12 protein-coding genes are annotated in these 23,284 nt (G+C 61.7%); 5 read left to right on the top strand and 7 right to left on the bottom strand.

Annotation, left to right across the window (positions count from 1 at the left end; genetic code table 11):
* Positions 1 to 130: 130 nt before the first annotated feature.
* On the top strand, positions 131 to 463 hold the full coding sequence (locus VGL22_RS08050) for a DUF190 domain-containing protein (protein ID WP_465266389.1): 333 nt from the start codon (positions 131 to 133) through the stop codon (positions 461 to 463).
* Positions 464 to 952: 489 nt separating this feature from the next.
* Here VGL22_RS08050 and VGL22_RS08055 read toward each other — a convergent pair whose 3' ends face one another.
* Positions 953 to 2,506 (bottom strand): sialate O-acetylesterase, encoded by a 1,554-nt coding sequence (locus VGL22_RS08055; protein ID WP_465266390.1) that lies wholly within the window; start codon positions 2,504 to 2,506, stop codon positions 953 to 955.
* A gap of 266 nt (positions 2,507 to 2,772) precedes the next feature.
* Between VGL22_RS08055 and VGL22_RS08060 the strand changes: the two genes are divergently transcribed.
* Genes VGL22_RS08060 through VGL22_RS08070 form a run of 3 tightly spaced genes read left to right on the top strand, consistent with a single transcriptional unit; the run spans position 2,773 to position 5,289 of the window.
* Positions 2,773 to 3,837, top strand: a complete 1,065-nt coding sequence (locus tag VGL22_RS08060; RefSeq protein ID WP_465266391.1) for a hypothetical protein — start codon at positions 2,773 to 2,775, stop codon at positions 3,835 to 3,837.
* Entirely contained in the window at positions 3,830 to 4,270 is a 441-nt protein-coding gene (locus VGL22_RS08065; RefSeq protein ID WP_465266392.1) for a DUF6526 family protein, read from the top strand. The genes VGL22_RS08060 and VGL22_RS08065 overlap by 8 nt, the downstream gene beginning before the upstream one ends.
* A 47-nt stretch (positions 4,271 to 4,317) precedes the next feature.
* A complete protein-coding gene (locus tag VGL22_RS08070; protein WP_465266393.1) occupies positions 4,318 to 5,289 on the top strand; it encodes a hypothetical protein in 972 nt (323 codons plus the stop codon).
* 489 nt (positions 5,290 to 5,778) lie between these two features.
* Here VGL22_RS08070 and VGL22_RS08075 read toward each other — a convergent pair whose 3' ends face one another.
* Positions 5,779 to 7,752: a cytochrome b/b6 domain-containing protein gene (locus VGL22_RS08075; protein WP_465266394.1), complete on the bottom strand. Its 1,974-nt coding sequence runs from the start codon at positions 7,750 to 7,752 to the stop codon at positions 5,779 to 5,781.
* Between the two features lie 280 nt (positions 7,753 to 8,032).
* Between VGL22_RS08075 and VGL22_RS08080 the strand changes: the two genes are divergently transcribed.
* Positions 8,033 to 8,653, top strand: a complete 621-nt coding sequence (locus tag VGL22_RS08080; RefSeq protein ID WP_465266395.1) for a hypothetical protein — start codon at positions 8,033 to 8,035, stop codon at positions 8,651 to 8,653.
* A gap of 93 nt (positions 8,654 to 8,746) precedes the next feature.
* On the opposite strand, the gene VGL22_RS08085 is transcribed toward VGL22_RS08080, so the two are convergent.
* The 5 genes from VGL22_RS08085 to VGL22_RS08105 form a co-directional block, all read right to left on the bottom strand.
* On the bottom strand, positions 8,747 to 11,851 hold the full coding sequence (locus VGL22_RS08085; protein ID WP_465266396.1) for a choice-of-anchor D domain-containing protein: 3,105 nt from the start codon (positions 11,849 to 11,851) through the stop codon (positions 8,747 to 8,749).
* A 42-nt stretch (positions 11,852 to 11,893) separates the two neighbouring features.
* Positions 11,894 to 15,982, bottom strand: coding sequence for a hypothetical protein (locus VGL22_RS08090; RefSeq protein ID WP_465266397.1), 4,089 nt, complete (start codon positions 15,980 to 15,982; stop codon positions 11,894 to 11,896).
* Positions 15,972 to 17,015 carry a hypothetical protein gene (locus VGL22_RS08095; protein WP_465266398.1) on the bottom strand — a complete coding sequence of 348 codons (1,044 nt, stop codon included), beginning with the start codon at positions 17,013 to 17,015 and terminating at the stop codon, positions 15,972 to 15,974. Before VGL22_RS08095 ends, VGL22_RS08090 begins: the two co-directional genes overlap by 11 nt.
* A gap of 3 nt (positions 17,016 to 17,018) precedes the next feature.
* On the bottom strand, positions 17,019 to 18,839 hold the full coding sequence (locus tag VGL22_RS08100) for a hypothetical protein (protein ID WP_465266399.1): 1,821 nt from the start codon (positions 18,837 to 18,839) through the stop codon (positions 17,019 to 17,021).
* Positions 18,836 to 23,284, bottom strand: a 4,449-nt coding sequence (locus tag VGL22_RS08105; protein WP_465266400.1) for a DUF6603 domain-containing protein, incomplete at its 5' end; no start/stop codon positions are given. The genes VGL22_RS08100 and VGL22_RS08105, both read right to left, overlap by 4 nt.

A 23,284-nucleotide genomic window follows, 5' to 3' on the forward strand; every position in this document is an offset into this window, starting at 1 on the left:
TTCGCCCCTGCATCCAAACCACTTGGGGCATGTCTTGCACCCGGCTCCAATCGGGTGTCTAATCCATCGTTGCCCTGTTCGTGCTCGCCGCCCTTCTCCCCCCAAGGTGTGGCTGAAAAAAGGAGCAGCCATGCTGGCTACCGGCAAAGCCGTCAAGGTCACCGTCTACCTCAGTGACGGCGCAAAGCATAAAGGCCTGCCTGTCTATACAGGCGTCCTCGACTTCCTCTATAAATTCGGAATCGCGGGTGCCACCGTCTGCAAAGGCGTGGCAGGCTTCGGCGCCGGACATCGCATCCACGCCGCCCATATTCTCGAGCTGTCCGATCGCCTGCCCATCCGCATCGAGTTCATTGACACCGCCGAACGCGTGGAAAAAATCATGCCCGAACTTCAACAGCGTTGCAGTTGCGGCGTTATCGAATGGCAGGAGACCAACGTCATCGTCCCGCCGCGGTCCTGAAACTCGGAGCCGGAGCTTTGTATCATGGCATGACTGCAGTCATGCCGATAAAGGCGCTTGGATCCTGCGGGCTTTAGCCCCTGCAAACGATGGAAGACCGAAAGCCCGACCCCGCCTCACCTGTGATGACCAGCACATCCAGACGGCCGCAGCGCGTTCATACTAGAGGTCCCGTGGCGCATCTGTGCAACCAATCCGTTTCGTCTCCCGCGACAGCCCATGCGGCTCTCGGGCATCCATCAGCACGCAATGTTTACCAAAGAGTTACGAAGTTCCCTTTTTTTACGTTTTGAGCCATCAATTTTCGTCAACTCGCAGATATTGCTTCAGTTATGCAAATCCGATTTGTGATTTATCTCACAAATTGAACGCACTAAGCACCCGGAGAGGCCCTGATCCAGCAGCCATTCCGGCCAAATCCGCTCTCCTCGATTCATAAGAATATTGACATATCGGTAAACCCCCCACCCCCCCCACCCGCCGGCTACCTCACCTCTCCGACGTGAACGGCGAAGCCGGCAGCCCATCCGCGTTGTACAAGTTGCACTGCGGATTGCTCGCCCAGCCGTAACGGATCGCCACCGGGTTCGGCACCTCGGGGCTGGACGCAACCATCGTCTCCCCCTCCACCGACGCCGTGGCCGGGAAGTACTTGCCATCCGCCCCCGCGACCTCCACACTCGTCACTCCAGAGCCTTTCGCCGTCAGGCCTTTCGCATGGTCGAACCACGCCCGGATCGAACTGCCCTCCGCAGTCGCCTGACGGAACATCGGCCCCGAGTACTCCAGGTCCCGCTCGCCGTAGTGGAGCGCCCGCGCCGCCAGCGCCAGCCGATGCCCGACTGTGGCCTTGTCCGTCGGATGAATGTCATTGGGATTGCCCACGTCAATCGTCACCGCCATGGCCGTGTTCCGCTCCCCCAGCGTGCGCACCTGCTGGTTCCTGACATCCGCCCAGTTCGAATCCGGCCCCGTGATCCAGTTCGCAAGCTGCACATAATAGAACGGAAACGCGCCCACGCCCCACTCCCGGCGCCAGTCCTCGATCATGTCGCGCATCACCCGGTCGTAGTACGGAAACCGCTCGGCCCCGGCATTCGCCTCCCCCTGGTACCAGATCGCGCCCCGGATCGGAAACGGCGTCAGCGGCGCGATCATCGCATTCCACAGATACCCCGGTCCGTAGCTCTCCAGCGCCGGATGCCACGGAAACTGCGGCGCGGGCTTGCCCTCCGCCTTGGCTTCTTCGCGCTGCCGCTGCTCCTCCTTGACCGCAAGCGCGGAATCGGTGCCCTGATCCACCATCTGCCCGCGCACCGCAAACAGCGAGTTGACCTGCGCATCCTGACCCAGCGCCGTCAGCCGTGTCCATGCCTCAGCCGGCGTGCCGCCCCACGTCGAATCAATCACGCCCACTGGCACGTGCTCGCGCTGCTCGATCTCCCGCGCAAAGTACCACGCCACCGCCGAGAACGCCTTTGCCGCCTCCGGCGAGGAAGCAGCCCAGCCGGTGGTCGGCACGTCGTCCTGCGGAAAATCGGCAGCCTTCTTGTCCACAATGAGCAGCCGGATCTTCTGATTGTCCGCCTTGGGAAGATCCGCAGCCGCCGTGCTGGCCCGCTCCAGCGGAAACTCCATGTTCGACTGCCCCGAAGCCACCCACACATCCCCGACCAGAACATCGTGGATGGTAACGGTCTGCGCTGCCGCCGGTTTCGAGGACGCGGCATCGGACGCCGTCGCAACCGGCGTCCCACTGACCGTCATCTCAAATGGTCCGCCCGCAACCCCCGGCTTGAGATACACACTCCAGCGGCCGAGCTGGTTCGCCGCGGCGGACTTCGTCTCTCCGCGAAACGTGACGCTCACCTGCTCTCCGGCTTGCGCCAGGCCCCACATGTGCACCGGCAGATCGCGCTGCACCACCATGTGATCCGACAAGACCTTCGGCAATGTGACCTGGGCAGAAGCGGCAACAGGAAAGACGCAAAGCAAAGCCACTGAACGCAGATTCAAGACGAGCCCCTCGTAAGCAGATTTCACCGGATCTCCGTGCGCGTTCCGCGCCAGAATTACCGGAAAAACAACGTTAACAAACCGCACTGCGGCACGTCTCGCGTCCTGACCTGCAACTCGCCGCGACCAGCTGTGTCTATTACTTAGTGCCGCTTCTGAACCGAAGGGAAACCCTGTCGGAATTACGGATACACGCGGACCCTTTGAAGGCGATCCAATGAAGGAATCTAGGCAAACATGGGGCATACTGTGTACGAGGAGACTCTAACCACCTGCCCCCCGGGAGAGACCTGATGTTCACACGCAATCGGACGGTTCTTTTAGTCCTGACCGTATGGGCCATCCTGGGTTCCGCGGCACGCAGCCACTCACAGGCTGCGTTGCTCATGGAAGAGCCGTACGGGTTTTTTGGAACTCTTAATCCCACCGGCCACACCGCCATTTACTTCGCTCGGATTTGTGCCGAGACGCCGGTGAAGTTGCGCGCCTGCGAGCCCGGTGAGCCGGGGAGCGTGATTGCACGGTACCAGGGAATTGCCGGCTATGACTGGGTGGCGATGCCCCTCATCCCCTATCTCTACTCTGTCGAGGACCCGGCTGACGTCCCCCAGCGGGTGAACCACGCTACAGTGCTCCAGCTGCGTACGGCCTACCACGACCAGCACCTGACGGGTCTGGGCAGCGAGGTATTTGAAGGAAGCTTCGTCCACGGCGGATGGAACCAGCTCGTCGGCGTGGCGTATGAGCGCCGTATCTATGCGTTTCGCTTTGCCACCACTGAGGAGCAGGACGAAGCGTTGATGGAACAGCTGAACGACAGCCGCAACCGGACCCAGTTCAACCTGCTCTATAACAATTGCGCTGACTTTGCGCGCAAGTTCATGAACCAGTACTTCCCGCACACTTTCAACCGGACGTTGTTTCCGGATATGGCGATGACCACGCCGCGCCAACTCACGTTCAAGCTGGTGCGGTACGCAAAGAAACATCCTGAGATGGAACTGACCATCTTCGAAATTCCGCAGGTGCCGGGCTATCGCAGGCCGAGCCACGCCAACCAGAGTGTGGCCGCTTCCCTGATCATGACCGGCTACGCTATCCCGATCGCCTTGCTGAACCCTTACCTGGCGGGGGGCATTTTTGTGGACTATCTTGTACGTGGGCGTTTTCCGCGGAGGTATGCGCATCCTGCTGTCCTCCAGCCCGATCAGATCGCGGAACTCACTGGAGATCCGCAGCCACGCCCCACGGTCGCAACCGGATCGGTCAAACCGATTCCTTCCACCAGAGGGGCCCAAAGCAGCACATCGGCTATTCTCAACACCGGCATGAAAGAGACTTTCGATTCGCATGAGTAAGGCCCAGCCCGCACAGGATCTGAAACATCACGCAAGGCTTCATCTTCCATTTCATATCGTCAGCTTCTCAGCCCTGGTTGTGAACCTGGGCTTCGCCATCGCGTATTGCATCCTGCACTTCTCGAGATGGAGTGCGTGGCTCGTGGTTCTGTCGGTTGCGATCTTCGTGCCGTTCTTCCTGATCCGCATTTATGCGCTCAAGGTGCAGGATCGCGTGATTCGGCTGGAAGAGCGGCTGCGTCTCCAATCGCTGGCTCCGGCGGAGTGGCGTGGACAACTGCAACAGCTGACGGAAGATCAGCTGATCGCCCTGCGCTTCGCCTCCGATGGGGAGGCTGTGGCGCTGGCCAGGCAAACGCTCGAAGAGAAGCTGACCCGCAAGCAGATCAAAGAGCGCATCCAGAGCTGGCGCCCGGACCACTGGCGCGTGTAGTTCGACTTCCTGCGCCGGGAATCTGGAACAGGCGTAGAATCTCCAGCATGAAACGTTTGGCAGCGGTAGCGACCATTTTTGCCGCGCTGGCCCTGTCGGCAGCGGCGCAGCGGACCGGGGCGCGGGGCGGTTTCTCCGGGCCGGCCGTTTCAGCTCCGCGGTCATTTTCTCCGCACCAGGGCGGATTCGCTTCGCACGGTTCGATCGGCGTACGGCCTTCGTCCGGACCGGTGAGGTTCGGGTCAGGCGTCGGCACGGGCATAAGCCCGAGGGGCCCGAGGGGATTCAGCTATCCCACGGCTCCGATGCGGTACGGGGCGACGAGCGGGGCGGCAAGGCGCATGCCGTATCGCAGCTTCGCGCCGGATCCCGGCTATGGGTCCAGAGCTGGATCCGGACATGACCGAGGACACGGATCCGGTTATGGGTCGGGCCATGGTTCGGGTTACGGGCACGGCGACGGCGACCATCATCATCACCGCGGCGTGTACTACGGCGGCTACGTGTATCCGTACTACCCGTGGTTCTATGGCGGACCCATCTTCACGGGCTACGTCGATCCATGGCTATTCGGGCCTGAGGATTACTCCGACGACGGTTATGGCGGCGATGTTCCGGCGCCCTACCGCGATTACGGGATGCAGACGCCGCAGCCCTATCCGACGGAGTACTACCAGGGCAACCCGGCGATGCCTGAGCAGGATTCAGCCTCGCAGCAGGACTATCCGGCACAGCCGCATGCAGGGCAGCAGTACGCGCCGCAGCCGAACGGCATGGCGGCCCAAACGCCGGAACTGTCCGGTTCCTCGAGCGGGGCATCAAGCCAGCATGCTGTGACGGTGATCTTCAACGACGGCCGGCCGCCGGTGCAGATCCACAATTACCTGCTGACGGCCTCGACGCTGACCGTGCTCGATCCGCAATACCGGGAGATTCCGCTGAACAACATCGACGTCAGGGCGACGGAGCAGGCAAACCGCTCTGCCGGTGTCGACTTCCGTGTGCCGGTAAAGCAGTAGAGCGATCGGCGGAGGCAGGAATGACGGCGAGGCCCGGGGGGGGGCTATTTACGAATCGGTAAACACCCTCGACTGCGGTTCAACGAGAGACATCCTCGAAACCGACTTCCGCAGGGCAAGCCCGGCCTTGGAATCGTGATATAGATCACATCTAAAAACAAACTAAGCCTAGTTTAATGAGTCACTTAGTTCGAAACCAGAGGCAAAACAGGAAAAAAGGGCTACTTCGTAAGTTTCTGGTTAACTTTTGCCTCTGATCCGGTATTCACCAGCTGGACCGCTTCAGCACCGGCACATCGAAATTGGGCACAAATCCCCGATGCCGCCGAATCGCGACCCAAAGAAGTATGGGCGTTTTCGGGCGGAGCCGCTGTGCGCGCGGTCACAGGTGGCTTCTGGTCGCGGGTCCAGACGAACCGTTTTTATATCGGGGCGGGTGGAAGGCGCTCAGCCTGAACACGAAGGAGTCGTTCAGGGTGAGTTCCGGATTCAGTCTTGCGAGGGGCTCGAGGCGGGCAGGCCGTCAGCCTCGGGCTTGATACCTGTTCCCGGCTTCGCTTGCCGGCCCGATTCGACGGGATGGCGCAGCGTTTCGGCGTCGAGCTCGTGTTCTTCGCGATAGTGTTCGACCGGCATCCTGCCGTCCCACCAGGCACCGTTCATGGGGTAAACATCCGGATCGAAGAAGACCTGGTAGAAGTGCCACACCAGGATCGCGAGGGTAGCCAGGATGGCCTCGTAGAAATGGATGGACGTCGCGACATCGACCCACCAGCGCGCGAACAGGTTTCCGACCCACACCTTGGCCCACAGCATGACGCCGGTGACGCCCATGAGCGCCGTACCCCACACCAGCGCCCAGTACTCGGCCTTCTCCGCATAGTTGAAGCGGCCGAACCGCGGCTTCTGACTGCGCAGCCCAACGTAATAAAGCATGGCGGCGATGGCGTCTTTCACATCCTGCGGACGGGGAGCAAGATCACGGATCAGCCGCCTGCCGTCGCCTGCCAGGGCCGCATAGAGGACGTGGTAAATGCCGGCGGCAATGAGGGCCACGCCGGCGACGCGATGAATGATGCTGCGCAGCCTCTCGCTCATGCCGAGAAGGTGCGCAAACCACGACTCGGGATACTTGAGCGCGAATCCGGTGATCACCAGCAGAATGAAACTGGAGAGCAGCATGAGGTGCTGCGCGCGCTGATTGGTCGTCATGCGCACCACTGTGAGGCTGTGCAGTTTGCGGCGATCCGCGAGCTTGCGTCTCCAGATGATGAGATTGTGGAGCGCCATGAAGCCGATGACGAGGATGATGAGCGGAACGTAGATCATCCGCACCCACTGAACGGCAGTGCTGCCAATGTCGCGGCTGACGCCGGCGGCCAGAGGCCCGCCATCCTGCATGTGGACCCGCGTGAGGGTGAATTTCTGCGTAACGCCCGTGTGGCATTTGCCGCACGTTGCGCCCAGGCTGGCATGGTTGATGCTGGAGTGCGGATCGCTGGAGGGCAGAATGTCATGCACGCCATGACAGCTTGAGCAATTGGCCGCTACCACGGAGCCGCCCTGGGCCGCGAGGCCATGGTAGCTGTCGAAGTAGCTTGATACGCGATGGCCCGGCAGGCCGAACTCCTGCGAGAGGCGCACACCCTCATGGCAGCGGGCACAACTGTCGCGCGACACGTTGGCGGCGGCTACCGGGGAGTTGGGGTCGTTGTGCTGCTTGATGGAGTGGATGCCATGGCAGTCAGTGCAGTCGGGAGCAAGTTTGTTGCCGCTCTGGATTGCCTGCCCATGGATGCTGGCCATGAAGGTCTTCTGAATGTCGGTGTGGCACTTGCCGCAGGTGGCGGGCACGTTGAACTTGGAGATGGGGGACGCCTGCTCATTGGGGGGCAGGATGGAATGGGACCCGTGGCAGTCCGTGCAGACCGCGGCCTTGCCTGATCCGTTTTCTACGGCGCGGCCGTGCACGCTTTCCTGGTAGGAAATGAAGGGCTGTGTCGTCTGCCGATTGGACTCCATCAGGAATTTCTGCCCGTGGCAGCGACCGCACGTGCCCGGAATGTTGGCATGGCTCACGGGCGACTTTGCATCCGTTACGGCGAGGGCTTCATGGGCGCTGCCGTGGCAGTCGCCACAAGTGGCCGCGGCCGTTTTTGCCGTGGTGAGTCTGGCATGGGTGCTGTGTTCCCAGGCGGTCTGGGCCTCGGCATGGCACTGTGCGCAGGTAATTTTCCGGGGCGGCGCATCATGCACGAGGCTCTTCACGTCCGTATGGCAATCCACGCACGTGAACATGGAGCCGTGCATGGAGTGCTTGAGCTTGCCCGCATCCACAAACAGGCTGTGCGGCTTTCCGTTCACGTCTGCGGTGAGCGTGGAGTCGCTGTGGCATGCGAGGCAATCTTCATCTTTGAGCTTGTGTTGTGCAGGAAGGACGGATGCCCAAGCGAGAAGAATCAAGGCGATAGTACGCAACGGAAATCGAGCCGGGTTCACGGCCTACACCATGCGCCCCCGGTGCGCGGGTTCGCCGTGACTCGGGTCACATATCTTCCGATGTGTCTAAGGGGAGGGCATACAGGCAAGTGGGAAACAGGCCTGGGGAGCCGATTTGGGTCAACCTGCGGCCGGCAAGCGGCATCTAGTGTCGATGGAAGCTGCGGGGCCGCGAAGGCGGGCCAGACAGCGGTACGCACGACTAGACAAGTCTCTATAGACGTAGATTTTTAGGAGTAAAGCAATGCGCATACTACAGTTTGCCGGGCTGGCAGCGGCCCTGGCGCTTCCCTTCTGCGGATCGGCACAGATGCAGAGAGCGGGTGAAAACTCTCACACGTATAACCACGGAGAAGTCACTGCGTTCGGTGATTATTTTCGGTTTGCACCCTCAGGCCACAGTGCAACGAATTTTGTAGGGCTGGGCGGGCGTGTGGGTTTCAACATCCATCCCAATGTGGCGATTGAAGGTGAAATGGCCTATGACTTCGAACGGAATTTCACAACCCTGAATTCCAGCGGGGGCACGACGACAACGGTGGTGACCGGGGTTCGTCCGTTGACCGGTTTGTTTGGTCCGAGATTCCAGTTCGGAACCTCGGGGCCGTTCCGCGCATTTGTAACAGGCAAAGCCGGATTTCTGGAGATGAGCACCAGCAATAAAAGCCCATCGACGGGCAGCTTCAGCAACGCGCTCGACCAGTTTGGCGGCAGCGGCACGCACTTCGCAGCGTATCCGGGAGGCGGTATCGAGGCATTCTTTGGGCCGCTTGGACTGCGCGCCGAAGCAGGCGATGAGATTTACCTGTCCAACGGCGCTCACAACAATCTGAAGATCATGGTGGGGCCAACTCTCCGCTTCTAAGCGACCGAATCGCGGTTAACCACAGATCCGGCCTTCATCCACGCCGCCTTTCCGGTGGGGGTGAAGGCCGGATTTTGGTTTGCGCAGAGAGCGTCAGTGAGTGAGGCCGAGCAGTCGCAGCAGTTCTGCAATGGGCCCGGAGCTGGGGATCACGCCGGTGCCCGAGGCCGTGATTTTGAGCGGACTTTGCGGATCGTCGCTGACGATGGTGAATTCGGCGGCGAGATCGCCTGCGCCGGACGGCATGAATTGAAGGGTGATGTCTGACTCCGCGCCGGGCGCGATCTGGATGGGAAGGGTGGGCGCGGGCGTAAGGGTAAAGTCAGCGCTGCCCGCGGTGCGCGAGATACCGGTGATGTTCAACAGGGCGAGGCCGACGTTGAAGAGCTGAACAGAGATGCTGCGGTTGTCGGGCATCTCGACGATACCGAACCCGCAATTGGACGTGGGGTTCAGCGCCAGCCGCTGCTTCAAGCCGACGTCGCCGGCGACGGTGCCGCTGAGCGAGATGAACTGGCTTCCCGATGGATCGTTGCTGTCGAACTGCAGGAGGCCGTGCGTATCGTGAACGCCTGTTTCGGTGTAGGTGATCTGGAACTTCTGCGTAGCTCCGGGGGCAATCGCCGCGGGAATGGCGGGGTCGACGCCGACCGAAAACGCAGCATTGGCGTGAGCCGCGGTGATCTGCAATGCAGCATCACCCGAGTTGTAGACGTAGTAAGGCAAGGTCGCGGACTGGCCGCTGGCGATGGAGCCGAAGGCCAGGTTGCCCTCGGAGACGAACCGGGGGCCAGAGGGACGCGTGACTTCAAAACAACTGCGGCCGTAAGTGCCGACGCGCAGCACCACGGGCGAGACGGTGTTGTCGATGGCGAGCGACTTGCAGCACACCATGGGCATGCCGGAGCCGTAGATCTTCCACGTTGCAGTGCCCACGGCCTTGCCGTCCGTCACCGTCACGGCGGCATTGGTGGTGCGCAGCACACCTGCATCCCCGGCAATGATAATGGCGGGCGGCTGGGTGGCGCTGCTGCCGGTCTTGTCAAAGACGACGGACCATAGCGGCATGTCCGGGACGTTGCCTACCGGACCGCTGCCATCGGTGCCGCTGATGTCAGCCCAGGTTGTGCCGCCATCGACGGTGAGAAATACGTGGCGCGTGCGGTATTTGGGATGCACACCGGAAAAGCGATCGCACACAGCCGCGGCGCGGTTGGTATTGGTGGGATCGACTGCGATGCCGCTGATGCGGCCGATTCTCACGGTGCCGGCAGGCTTGCTGTTGAAGGCGCCGGTGTCCCAGGTGTTGCCCCTGTCGGTGGAGCGGTGGAGAGTGCCGTCCGCGCATCCGGCCCAGACGATCTGGTCAGACTGTGGGGATGTGGCGATGCAGCGAATGTCGTCGGGCGCGGCGAGGGCGGTTGCGGTGAAGTTCACGCCGGCATCGAGGCTCCGGTAGAGGGTTTTAACCTCGCTGACGTACATGAGCCGCGTGGCCGGATTGGCGCCGGTCTGATCGAGAGCGATGGCGCGTGCGCCGGCCGGGTTGGTGAGGCCTTTGCCCGTGCTTCTGGGGGTCACGTTGGTGCCGTCCCACGCTCCGCCGGAGTTCACGCTCTTGATGAAGAAATTTCCGGTGAAGGCATACAGGATGGTGGGGTCGGAGGGATCGACAGCGACCTGGCCGCCGTCTCCGCCGACGCCCAGATGCCAATCGTAGACACTGTCGGCGGGGCGGCGTCCGCCGGTGCCGGTGTCCTGCATGCCTCCGTAGGTGTAGTAGTTGGGAACACCTTTGCCGGCATCGGTGGCGCCGGTGCCGATGGCGATGCCCTGGAACAGATTGGTGGCCATCCTGCCATTGATCGCGGTCCAGTTGCCGCCGCCGTCTGTGCTTTTCGCGATGCCTCCGTCGGTACCGGTGTAGATGGCGGTGGCCGGCACCGGCGCGGGCGATGCGGGAACCGCGGGACGATTTGAAGGCGGACTGAACACGATGACGTGATTGTCCCAGTGCACCTTGCCGTTGGTGACGGAGGTGTTGAGAAAGCTCACGCCGGCATCCACTGAGAGCCACAGCTCCTGAAAGCCTGCATAGAGGCGTTTGGAATTGAGAGGATCGACGCCGAGGGTGAGGTCGTACCAGGTCTGTCCGAAGCCATCAGCGGTTGCCACGCTGGTGAGATTGGGGAGCGGGGTCCAGGTGGATCCGGAGTTGTTTGACCGCCACAGGCCGAGGAAGTTGTTGGAGTTGTCAGCGAGCGTGACCTGCACACTGACGTACAACACGGTGCTGTTGGCCGTGGCGCCGTCGAACTGAGATTGAGCCAGCGTGAAGGAGTTGAAGGGCGGGTGCGGCGCGGTGGCATCCGAGAAGAGATTTGTAGGGAACGTGATGCCGCCATTGGTGGACTTCATCAGGCCCACGCTAGCGACGCCGCAGTAGATCGTAGATGCGGGAGTGGCAGTGTCAAGCGTAAGACAGCAGATTTTGCCGTTTACAACGGGCTTTCGATCGTCGAAGCCAGGCGTATTTGCGCCGAAGTTCTGGCCACCATCGATGGAACGATAGAGGCCGTTGTTGGTGGCGACCAGCAAGACGTCAGGCATGGGGCAGACAATCTTGAGGATGCCTACTTTGGAGAACAGCGTGCCGAAGTAGCCGCCGTCTACGATGGCCCAGGTGAGGCCGCGATCGGTGCTGCGGTAGATGCCTGCGCTCCGGGTGAATGTGCTGCCACCGTCGAAGAGGTTGCCGCTGCCGGCGTAGAGGATTGCGGGATTGCCAGGATCGATGGCGATGGCGCCCATGGAGTTCGAGAACAGGGGGTCAGTGAGCGGAAGCCAGAGGGCGCCGCCGTTGCTGGTTCCCCACACGCCGCCGTCGTTGGTAGTGACGTAGATTGTTTGATCATTCGCGACGGTAGGATCGATGGCGATGTCAGTCACCTCACCGGCATCGGGACCAATGCCCATGTGAGCCTGATCGTGATCGATGACCAGGGGCGCGGGACCTATCTGTTTCCAGAAGACGCTTGCATCCAGGTCGAGCTGATAGAAATCGGCGACGGCCTGACGCCATGCGTCGGGGCTCGGCGTCCCGGCCGGATCGGTGTAGCCTTCAAGGAATTCGCCCTGCTCTCCTCCGGCTTCACCTTGATCTTCGCCGGTCTTCTCTTCTTCGTCGACATCAGGCATAGCTCATCTCCTTGGTGTGCTTGTGCGTCCGCGAGGCGGTGTTCAGGATTTGGAATTGCCGGGCGGAGGTGGAGGCATCATGCGCACCCAGCCTTCTGTGCCAGTGGCGGGATCAGGTCGCAGATGCGCATCCTGCGTCGCGGCGACGATGGGGTCTTCCTGCCAGGTGGTGATGTCGGCGCGATGATCCCAGCTCCAGGTACCGTGAATTTCATTCGGAACCGGCATGCGAATTGTTTTGGGATCAACCAGGACGGGCCCGAAGCGGAAGGTGGGCGAGATGGCCGCGAGCGCGGACGCGACCCACTCGCGGCGCATGCCGATTTCCTTGCGCGGAAGCGCGCCAGTGGTGGCATGCACGACGCAGTGCGGTTCCACCAGAAGCGTGAGGTTGACCACCTGGTTGGGATGAATGCTCATCACGCCGGTGGTGTCCACGTAGGGATGGGTGACGGGGCTGTTGCCTTCCGTGACGTCATCGCCGATGTCTTCAGAGAACTGCTGGTAGTAGTTGTCCGCCGCGCCGGCCTGATCGAGGAAGCCCTGGCCCGGACCGACTTTGCGAGCGAAACCAGCGACGGCGGCATCGGCGCAATAAAAGCGTGTGTAGTCGTCATTGATGAAGTAGCCGAGCAGGCCGTCTTGCCAGTGCGTCACGGCGCCCAGGCGCAGAGAGACGGAGCGCGTGTTGAGGTTGTCCGGGGCGATGGGCTCCTGCACTTCGAGCCGTACCTGGGCACGCATGATGGCAACGGGATGGCCGACGAGCAGCGAGAGATGTTCATCTGACGAGCTGCCGAAAGGATCAACGGCCCAGAGTGTGGAGTCGATGATGCGCAGGATCGCGGAGAGTGCATCTTCGCCGAGACCGGTGGCGGTGGAGTCTGCGAGTCCCCAGAGGAGAAGTCCTTGTGCAATGCCGGCGGCAAACTGATTGTCGACGGCACGCTGCGGTGTTTGCCCCACGGTGGCGGGCACGCCGGGAGCCGCATCCCAGATCACTCCAGCTTGCGGATCGGGACGAACGAAGCCGAGGTTGGCGCCGGCGGGGTCAAAGAATTCCAGATCGCCATCCAGATGGTTGGGCATCAGGAATCCGCACACAGGAGTGGTGGTCGAATCGGCCTCGACCGAAGATCCGTCGGCGGCCATGTAGCGGAACCAGAGCCGCGATGGCGATGTGAAGCGCGGAGGCAGAGCGAGCAGTTCGGGCCGTGCAGGTGTATTGATGGGCTCCGATTCAATCAGCTCCGCGGAGTTGACGAAGGCGCTGTCACTGGATCCGGCAAGATCGAGGAATTGCCCGTATCCGTCGACGAGACGGAGTCGGAGCACGCGCAGGAATCCAGCACGCAGCGGGACAAACGGAAGCGGAGGATTGGGGCCGCTGGTGGGGATGGACTTGCCGTCGGGCAGATTGCCGCCGCGCATCTGACGGGTAAGGTTGTCAGCGGCGCCGGCCAGAACGTCCATGCTATCGAGCGTGTCAAGGATGTCCTGCAGCGAGGAGCGGTCGATGGTGGAGAGAGACGGAGTACCGCCAGTGATGGAGACTTTAATTTCGCCGGCCATGGCAGCATAGGCATTCAGCGCGAGTTGCGCGAATTCGGAATGAAATTTGATGTACTGATTCGGCAGCAAATTCCCTGCTCCGCCCGCCGCTTGTGCCTGCGCAATGGCCTGACGCAGACTGGCGGCAGCGGTAGTGGCAGCACCCCCGGTGAGGTGCGCGCGGCCGGAGAGGACGAAGCTGCTGGGTGGCTGATCCACGGGCGTGTACGTGCCCGTGCTCGTCACAGCCGGCGGATTCGACGCCGGCGGCGCATTTTTGGGATCGGTGGCGTAATCGATCTCGTCGAGGCTCCAGTCCGCAACTCCGTTCGAAGAGGGAATGTACTCAATCTGCCAATCAAGATGAATCGGGTTCCAGGGCCGCACAGGGGGTGTGACAGCAATGGCCGACGGCAGCGTGCCGGAGATGCCGCTGCGCGCGAGCAATTCGCGGTAATCGAAACGTGGATCGCGCGTGGCCCACCACGCCGTCTGCTCCACAATGAACCGATTGGCAACCTGGCTGATCTGCGCTGCGGTGGCGGCATTGGCTGTCGCAGACGCGGCCACCTGAACCGCATTGGCGGTAGTTGCCGAAGCGCGGAAAGGCGGGATGGGATTGAGCGCGGACTGCGCGAGTTGCACGGCTGCCGATGGATCGAGCAGGATGCACTCGCGGAGCAGATCATCGCACTCCGGCGGGATGCTGCCGTTTTCAATGCCGCGTTCGAGCACCGACTCCGGCGTGGCGCGATGGCGCTCAATGGGCGAGTTCACTCCGGGAATGTTCTGCACGGCGGAACAACTCAGCTCCGTGAGGCAAAAACCGGTGAGCCGGCAAGCGAGGGTGTTGTCTTGCGAGAAGCGGGTGTCGCCTCCATGTTTGAAGGTGCGACTGGCGCCCTCCAGCAGAAAAACGGGCTCGCTCGGATAAAAGAGGCGCGGCAGCGCGCGGCGCACTTCCTCAGTGTGCGCGGGAATCTGCTGCTGCGTGACGGTGGGCACGACGAAGTTAATAGCCGACGCCATCCCGCCGGAAAGAATCTCGGTTTCGCGAAGGGTCTGCAGAGATGCAGAGTGCTTGACCGTAGCGGTGCCCTGCAGTTCGATGGTGCTCTCGCGGAACTTGCCGCTCTGAAAAGCGGACTTTTGCACGTTAGCGGATTTGGCAACGTGCGAGGCGAACACGCCCGGTGCGGGCTGCACGGGATTGGGAAGTCGAGGAGGCGTGTCAGGCATGGCAGGAATGTTGATGGTTTCAGTTGTGTAGCCGCCGTCCATGGAGGCAAAAGAATTCGAATGCAGCAGCACATCCAGCCGAGCGCGCCCATCGGGCTGTTCAAGATCGGCAAGCGAACTGAGCAGGAAGCCCTCGAGGATGCGCGCTTCATCGGGCTTGTTGTTGTGTTGCGCCACCAGTGCGGCCAACGCCTCCGTGAGGGTGTTGCCCACGGCGACGTTTACAGAAGACGCGGCAGGCGGTCCGCCGGCCTCGCCGGAGAGCAGTCCGGTTTCATTGCCGGGCCATCCGATCCCCGGCCAGCCGATGGCGACAACGGAGCCATGCATCAGGGTGGCGTTGGGCCACCACGAACCATCGGTGGAGTATGGGCCCATGGCCATGCCCTGATCATCGAACTCGGGCATGGAAGAAGGCTCATCGGTCACGGCGTAGCCGACCGCGTCTGCATTGGCGTTGAGCGCGTCGTTGTAGGTTTGCGTCGAATCCTTCACATTTGTCCTGAGGCCGAAGCCCCGGGCGGCAACTGCGTATTTACGCGCGTGACGAATGGACTCATCGAGCTCACCTGTTACCAGTTGCCACTGAAATTCCTCCATCTTCGCGTTGAAATCAGTGAGCGATTTCACAGTTGTGCCGCCGAGCGGATCGAGGGCAGGATTCGAGTACCATCCGCAGACCAGATAACTCAGCGGGCCCTGGGAGAGGCCGGCGAGGGTGTCGTAAAAGCCGAGACGGTTGACGCAGTTATCGTAATAAGCCGTCCAGGCAACATCGCCGAGCGATGCCACAGTGAGCGGATTATTGATGGCGTCCGGCAACGGCGGCCCTTCAGTGAAGCTGTCGAGATCGATGGCCTGAGGCACCTTGTCGCCGGCGCGCAGAACCCAACCGGCGACGGCGCGCGTGCCGATCTGGCTGCGGCCAAGAAAGCGTCCTGACGGAGACATGCGCAGCACCAGCCAGCGATCCGGCGCCGCGGGGAAAGTAGCGGTATCCCCTTCGGCGCTGCCGTGCGTGAGCGCGTCAGGAAGAGCCCAGTGCAGATACACGCCGGGAGCGCGCTGCCCGCTCAGTTCAGTGAACGGATCAGGAAGGATGTCGTAGCGCGTGGGGTTGGGATCGTCCGGCGCGGGCTTGAGGCGGCAATCGGCCCAGCCCTGCGGCAATTCCTGGGGTCGGATCACAAGGGCATCGAGTTGCACCGGCACCAGCACACGCGGCGTGCGAATCAGAAACGGATTCCACGTATCGATGACGCGCTGGTTGATGCCGTATGCGGCAGCCGCGCTGAAGGCTGCCGCGGTATCCGTGAAGCGCACTTTCGTATTAATGGCCATATTGCAGCACCAGGTCCTGAACTTGAGTGAGAGTGGTTTCGTCCGCCACCCGCTGCGCCACCAACCCATGCGCAACAAATCCGCCGGATATGCTCTGGGTTCCGGCATTGTCGACGGTGCCTTCAAAGCGCTGGCGCCATGGCGGGTCGAGGACAGCGATGGCGTAGCTGGCGGAGCCAGTAACAGGAACCGCGGCTGGAACTTTGCTGCGAATCTGATTCAGGCGCTTGTAGAGTTCCGTCACGTGCACTACGCGCGCGTTCGTCGAGCGGAACGGAACCTGCATGTCGTAGTAAGAGTCTTTTACGCTGGGGACGGGAATCTGCTCAGCGAACTTATCACGCAGATAGAGCCTGGGAACTCCACCATCTATGTGCACCCCAAACATCACTCCCGCGTGCGGCTCTTCGAGAATGACGAGTTGAGGCACGCCCTGAAACAGGGCGATCATCACGCCCGGAGATAGAAGCTCGAGCCGTAACGTCGTAAGTTGCTGTGATTTTGGATAATCGTCAGACGGGTAAAACTTCTCAGGCACCCTGCTTTTGTAGGCGCGCACGTCCATGTGCGGCCATCCGCTGACGGCGGAGGAGCGCAGAAGAAATCCGGTGACTGTTTCAGCCGCCGATGTGTCGGCATGGGGGTCGCTCTTCGCGTCGGCGAATCCCTTGAGGCCGCGCTGTATCACGCGCACCACGCGTTCTGTAACATCCAGCTGCTGATGAATTGCGGGAGCATGGCCGTGATGATGCGCCTGTTCGCGCGTGCCGATTTTGCCTACGGCGATGGCGCCGTCGACGAGACGGTCGGTCCACGAACGATCGAGATAGAAGAACCGAATCGACTCGTCAGGAAGGAGACGCTCGTCGGGAACCAGGTAATCGAACGGGACGCCGACCAGCAGGCGCAGGTGCGCCAGAAACTGCTCCATGTAGGGCGGCATTTCCGATTCCGGCTCGGTCACGTCGAGTTGGATAGGACGCTTGAGACGTTCAGTAAGTGCGGTCTTGGATTGAATCCACGCTGGGCGCATAGTTTAGATCCCCATCTTTTGCTGAACTGCCGTGAGAGCGAGGTCGCGTGCGGCCTGAAGGCGGTTGAGGGAAGCGGTGTCCGCGGCAACCTGGCTAAGTGTCGTTTCATTGCGCACTGTTTGCGCGGGCGCTGCGACGGCGACCCCGGTGGCGCCAGGTTCTCCACCCAGGATGGCGGTGGCCTCCGTTACGTTGGAGAGACTCCACGCCTCCTGCAGCGCGACGGGATTCAGCCCAGGCGCGCGGCTGGCCGCGTTCAGGCCATATTTGTCCGCGACCTGGTCAACGCCTGTAATCACGCCTTTAGCCGCGTTGTAGGCCACGACAGAAGCGACCGGCTTGTGAATCTCGAGTTGCTGATCGAGCGCGATCGTGGATTGGATCTGCAACAGCGAATCGACGCGGACCGACTGCCGGTAAGACTCGCGGCGCCAGCGCATGAGTTCCTGGGCGAGGCGCGGATCGGCAGCGGCAAGCAGCCGCCCGCATTCGAAGGCCGCAGCGTAAGTGATGTCTTCGGCGCCGGTCTCCGGAGTTACGCGCCGGCATTGGTCAGCAGAGTGGTAGGTGAGCGGGTCGCGTGTAAGAGGCATGGGCACAAGCGGGCCACGGTACCACACATCTTCCTGCTCGCCGGCGCGGTCCATCACCTGGATGGGGATATGGCCCGTGTCGATGACGGGTGGATGCCCAATCTCTTCGACCGTGCCCATGGTGGACACATTCACGCGTTGCACATAATCACGGAACGTGCCCGTGCCCGTGCACTCGAACGTCCAGCTATGGAGAAGGACCAGTTGCCTGGTTTCGATGTAGAAGTGAAACGCAGGATTTTGAACTGCGGTGACCGCCTGGCTTACATTACGATCCGCGACAGTTTGAAGCACAGTGCCGGAGAGCGCGCCGACCTCATCGATTGCGGCGTTGTTGACCTGCTGCACTTGTGCAGACGCGGCGGGCGCGTGACCGAGAAATGCGAACTCTTGCTCCTGAGCCGAAACAGCCGGCGCGGCATCGGCGGCATTCAAGACTATGTTTCCCAATTCAGCAAGAAAGAAGGGCGACGCCACTGCGGGAGGATCGGCCTTAACCAGATCGGTTCGCTCTTCAAGAGAGACGAGGCATGCGCGGTATTTCGCGTTGGGCGCGGGGAGGCGGTTGCTGGTAACTATGGCGTAGTAGCCCGTGGTGGACGCGGCGTTGAGCTCTTTATCGTCTACGTTCACCTGGCGCACATGTGCAAGCAGCGTGAGTTCATCCAGGCTGGGCAGCAGCGATTGGAGCAGATTGGATTCCACCTCGATGGAGTCGCACGTGATTCCATCGGTTACATCAAGGGCTGCGTAGCGGTCTGCCGGCATCACGGACTTGAGCGCCACATTCTGATGCAGCGTGTATTCGCCTTCGGCAAGCAAGAGCAGAGCGAGCCACGGCGTGGGACCAAATTCGCCCTGAGCGGGAAACGGGTTCGGCTGCGGGGTGAGTTGATCGCTACGCGATTTGGGTGTGCCGATGGTGCCCAGGTCGGTTGCGAGCCGCCGCTCCCACGGCAAGGTGCGGCGCGAGATAGCGATCTGCGGAATGGACTCCTCAAATCCGCCGTGCCCGTTGCGTGGAGGATAGACGCCGCCCACGTCTGTCGCGGGCAGCGTGAAGCGGGGGCCCTCGATGTCGAAGTAGCCGCTGTTGGATGAGAGCGCGGGACTCTGCCCGTCATAAGTGACATCGGTGACCACGTCGATGCGATAACTGCCATCGGTGAGTGGTGGCGTCACGCAGTCGTACATGTACATGGAACCAATGGGTGGCGGCGTGGTGCTCATTGAGCAGCTCCTGTAACGGTGTGGGTCGTGTCGGCAAGTGCAAGGTTGGGGGCTTCAGCGCTCATTGAGAGGCGCACCGTAATGCTGCCGTCGGGGGTCAGCGGGCCATCGGCGACAACCTGCTCGGGCACCTTGCCCTGCAGGTCGGTTGCCCACTCCTGGGCCTTGCCCGGAAGGCCTGCAACGCCCGAGAGCCGCCAGCCTTTGGCGCTGGCAACGCCGATGACGATGTGTGCGGCCTTGGGATCGGCCTTGGTGACGTCGTAGAGCAATGCGCGGCGGCGTCCGCCAAGAATGCGAATGGGGGCGGCAGAGAGCGTAGCGCCTTGCGCGCTGATGGCGAGATCGCCATCGTCGCTCGATGTGGCGTCGGCGAGATCGAGGAGGATCATGACGGCGCCTATGTCGACAGGCAGCCATGTCTCCGTGCCGATCTGGCTTGCCACCGCATCGGACACGCGAACCATGGTTTGCGCGATTGCCTGGCGATCGCGGATGGGGATGTGCGTCTGCGGCAGCACAAGACAAGAGCCGCGGCCGAGAATCGTTGTGGGTCCAACCTGCGGAAGCAGATTGCCTGCCTGCCATCCGGCAACGGTTTTACGGCCGGCAGGGGCAGCGCTGAACGTGATCGCGGCAAAACCGGATTGGCGCGGGGCAATGCCCGCGGGCAGCTTGCCAAGGCACTCGACAGAGATCATGCCGCAGCGAGGCGGAATCTCGATTTTGGTGGATGCCGCGGGCGGGTACTCCGCGTCGGCGACCACAGAGCCACCGCGGGTGAGGAACGTGACACGGAATGCGGAGTCGCCGGTAACGACGATCGTATTCTGCTGGTTGGCGGGCACGTCCCAGATGTGGGTTGTGCCTGACGGAACGGCGAGCCCATTGCCCACAAAGTTCGTTTCAGCATCCGCAATCTGCTGTTGATGGCCTTTGCCGGATACCCATCCAAGTTCAGCGGAGCGCAGCGTGCGCGCGGTCCTGGCAATGCGTGTCGGCGCCGGCGCTGTGACTGTCTTTACGCGGAGGAGACCTGAACCGGGCACGTCAACTTGCGGGGCAGCCATGCGAACCACTCCAGCTGCAGCTTCGACTGAGGTGACGGTGGTGCGCAGTGTGGTGGGGACGTCGCTGACCACCTGCGGGAGTCCGCGAAGCACGGCGCGGAGCCGCGGCCGCTGGAGCGCGACGGGCAGGACGAGCGGAGGCCGATTGATCACGGGGGGTGAAGGCAGCGCCGGCGGATGCATGGTGAGGCCAGTGGTGATGGGAGCAATCTGCGGAGGAGACGAGCGCCGATAGAGCAGGGCGCGCGTGGCGACGGGCGAGTTTCCGGGCAACGGCAAGCCGCTGGTTGTGCGCTGCTCCGCAAAAAATCCTGTAGCGCCCGCGGTGATGGCGCTCGCAATCTCAAGCACATTGCTGGACGCGGTACTGACAGTGAGCGCCAAATAAGCCTGCGCTGCAATGCCGTACTGCTGATACTGCGCATAACTCACGGTGAACTCGGTGGCAAACGGAAGAGGCCTGCTGTTGCCCACATCGTAGAGCTTGGCAATTGGAATGAGCGCAGTCTGTTCGGTGAGGACGCAGAAGCCCTGAACCGTGAAGCCCACGATCGCGGGAATGGTGTTGGCGGCCGCAGGCATGTGGGTGGGATCGTTCCAGTGCCACGTTGCTTCAGAGACCTTGCCGACGATGGGCGTCATGGTCCAATGCAACGTGTCGATCTTCAGGTCTTCATCCGCAGGCTCACTCTGCACGCTGATCTGAATCCACTGATCGTGGTTGTCTTTGCCGAAGAGTTTGATCGACATGGTGCTGTCGACGGACTCCTTGTTCATCGGAGCCAGATCGATGGAATGCACATCGGCACTGTGGTCCTTCGCGCCCTGCACAAAGTCGTCGGTCTTCGATGCCGGCAGCTTGGTGTCGCACTGGAACGAGAACTCCGTCTGCATCTTCCACGGCTTGTCTGCCGTACCGGGCGCCGGAGCCGCACCGGAGGGGGATGGAGGCACGAGGCCCTTGAGAACATTCACCTGGAACGCATTGCCGCTCGGATCGTTGCCAAACAGGTATTTGGTGGCGAACAGATTGAAGTCAGTGATGAACGGGGGCTGCGGGTTGGCATCGGAACCAAACGGAACGGTGATGCTGCAGATGCCAAGATCGACCGTAACGGTGCCGTGCAGCGGCGGGCCCTCAATGGTGAGCGTCGCGCCCAGCGAGAGCGTGATGTGAACGCCGATGCAGAATCCCCAGAAGCACACCTGGATGGAGAGGGTTGCGCCGACGGAGACGCCGATATCGATGGCATAGTAGAAGGGGTCCCACGAGATCAGGAAGTCAGCGAATGCGGTGAACCACACGTTCGCGCAGGAGATGCCGTAGGTGAGCTCGAGTTTGCCACCTGCCATGATGCAGGTGTTGGTCAGCGCAAAGTAAGTTTCGCCTTTGATATTGGCGCCGATTGGCAGTGCCCAGCGGAAGCCCAGCCGCGGAACATCGGGAAACTGTGTGGGCTTGTGGAACTGCGGATGGTAGCCGCCAATGGTGGTGACAAACTGCCCCTGCGGGAACCACATGAAGTAAGCGAACCCGCCGGTGAGCTGGCAATCGCGATCGAAGATGTAGGAGTTATCAGTGAGCTGCGCCTGGATCGAAAGGATGCCTTCCGCCGAGGAGAAGCGCGCCTTGAGAGCCAGTTCAATCGACACAAGGGCGGTATCGTCTGAAGGTACAGCGAGCCGCGCCACACCCAGCACTCCAACTTCAACTCCGCGGTCCAGGGCGACATAGACAATCGCGGTTATGTGGACGATGACGAAGGTCGTGCCATGCAATCCCACCGCGAGCCACAGGCTTCCCCGCCTGGCGGGGATGCTGTCGCGGATCTGCATCAGCTCGCCCATGGGATCGTTGGCCAGGGCGCCACCATCGTCGAGTGCCGCGACAAGAATGAAGTCCGGGATCCTGTTCATGTCGTCGGGCACAATGAGTTCGCGGTTGTACCCGACGCCGAGACCGATGGCTTCGACTTCAATCACAGGCGGAATGCCGATGACGATGAACAGACCGGCGAAGACGAAGATGCTGGTGTAATCGCCCGACGCATCGTGCGGCTTGGAATACGCGCCCACGGCCACCAGGCCGAATTCGGTGATCTGGATGAGCAGCATCCCATCGTATTCAACTGCGGGACCGCTGTCGTTTTTGAGCAGGGCGCCCGCGATGGTAACTCCCGGCGTCTGGAAGCTGAGCGCGAGGCCCTTCAGGTCAAGCGACCACTTGTCGGGATGCATGAGCGATTTGTACGGGATGGTCACGCCGAGTTCATCCACCTGTCCCGTGAGCGGCCCGACCTTCACCGTGGCATCGAGCACCAGCGATGCCGAGGTATTGCCGTTGAAGAGGATGCCGATCTGGTCGAGATAAATGGGGCCGAGCTGCGCGTGCACGCCGATCCAGATGGGCTTGTTGTCGCCGGAGATGAGGATGTGGAATGTGTCGTCACCTGCGGGGTGGGCCCAATACCACGCTGCCACATCCACGCCGGGATTCACGGGTTGCGAGTCTCCGCCGGCGTTGCCGCCATCGCCACCGCCGCCCAGCAGTCCGGCAGCCACTGGATTGTTGCCGCCGACATTGCCGCCCGTTGCCTGCGACAGTGGAAGGCCGAGTTTGTCGATCTCCACGCCGGCGCCCGGTGAGTCGAACTGGAAGCTGCTGCTCACGCCATCTGTGAATCCGGCATGGAAGAACGAGTAGAGCCGCACACCGCCGATGCGGAAGCCGTTGCTGTTGACCAGCGGACCATCGTTCGAGCCGGTCATACCGAGGCCCAGTCCGGCAACGGTCAGCTCCGGAGTGAATTTGAAGGTTGAGCTGATGTCGAACAGTGACAGCGTCACGCCTGCATCAAAGGTGCTGCCCCAGGCGGTGGGCGCGCCAAACAGCATCGAAAGTTCGTAGTCACCCACTGTGAAGTCGATGGCGCCGTGCAGATTGAGGCCGATCTTTCCACCGCTGTTGGTGAGTCCCACGTAAAGGTCGTCTGCAATCTTCAGACTTACGCCCGTGGACAGCGCACCAATCACACCAGTGACAAGTTGCGTAACGCTGGGGAATGTGGGATTGAGTACCAGGTCGAGGCCGCTCGGTATGGCGATGCCTGAGCCGGTAAGCACGGCCTTCACGTCGGGCCCGCCGGTCCACAGATGCGTATTGAAAGTATCTTTGATCACCTGCGTCTTGAGCAGCGTGTTGCCTACCAACGGCACAAGCCACTTCTCGATGAGCTGCGCGGGATCAGGATTGGTGACGCTGACGTGCGGCACGAGCGCGACTGTCATGGGCCCGTTGCCCAGGTGATCGGCAAGCGGGTAGAGGGCTAGCTGGAATGTGCCCCCACTCTCGCTGAGCGCGAAGGTTGGAGTGAC

Origin of the sequence: Occallatibacter sp. (assembly GCF_036502485.1) — a bacterium.
In the GTDB taxonomy this organism is placed as follows: Bacteria; Acidobacteriota; Terriglobia; order Terriglobales; family Acidobacteriaceae; genus Telmatobacter.